The organism is Beijerinckia sp. L45 (assembly GCF_009765775.1).
GTDB lineage: Bacteria > Pseudomonadota > Alphaproteobacteria > Rhizobiales > Beijerinckiaceae > RH-AL1.
Genome location: NZ_LMUU01000274.1, coordinates 74,991 through 75,931 on the forward strand (window position 1 = coordinate 74,991; position 941 = coordinate 75,931).

The 941-nt window shown below is 70.5% G+C and carries 1 protein-coding gene; it reads left to right on the forward strand.

Translation table 11 applies throughout. The features are described 5' to 3' along the window. Positions 1 to 941 (forward strand): DEAD/DEAH box helicase (locus tag GSQ79_RS28125; protein ID WP_158812044.1); only part of this gene is annotated, 941 nt, incomplete at both ends.

Here is a 941-nt window from a genome sequence, read left to right on the forward strand (position 1 = left end):
CGCCAGATGGTGCATCCCGACCGCGTCGTCGACGCCGAGGGGTTTGCCACGATGCCGCTGACCGAACCGGTCTACGGCCTGACCGAGGGCCTGTACCCCAAGATTCTGGCCAAGGCCGTCGACGGGGCGCTGGCGAAACTGCCCGCCCTGCCCGACTGGCTCGCGGACCTGCGCGTGCCGCTGCCGGCGTGGCCGAGCTTCGCCGCGGCGCTGAAAACCGTGCACAAGCCGGCCGATCCGGAGGGCATCAAGCCTGAATCCCCCGGACGGGTCCGCCTCGCCTTCGACGAGTTGTTCGCCCACCAGATCGCGCTGGCCTTGATGCGCCAGCGGTTGCGCGTCCGCCTCGGCCGGCCGCTGGCCGTCAGCCACCGCGTCGCCGCCGGCATCGAGGCGGCGCTGCCCTTCGCGCTGACGCCGGCGCAGCAGGGCGCGCTGAAGGAAATCCGCGCGGACCTGCAATCGCCGTCGCGCATGCTGCGGCTGCTGCAGGGCGACGTCGGCTCGGGCAAGACGCTTGTGGCGTTTCTCGCGATGGCCGATGTCGTCGAGGGCGGCCGCCAGGCCGTCCTGATGGCGCCGACGGAAATTCTCGCCCGCCAGCATTTCGCCGGTCTTCAGCCCCGCGCGGAGGCGGCGGGGATGATCATGGCGCTTCTCACCGGACGCGACAAGCCGGCCGAGCGCGCCCGGACGCTGGAGGGCCTGCGCAACGGCTCCATCCAGATCGCCATCGGCACCCACGCGCTGATCCAGGAGAGCGTCGCCTTCAAGAACCTCGGCTTCGCCGTGGTCGACGAGCAGCATCGGTTTGGCGTCCACCAGCGTCTCGCGCTCGGCGATAAGGGCGAGGCCGTCGACATTCTGGTGATGACCGCCACGCCGATCCCGCGCACGCTGGTGCTGTCCTATTTCGGCGACATGGAAGTCTCCGCCTTGCG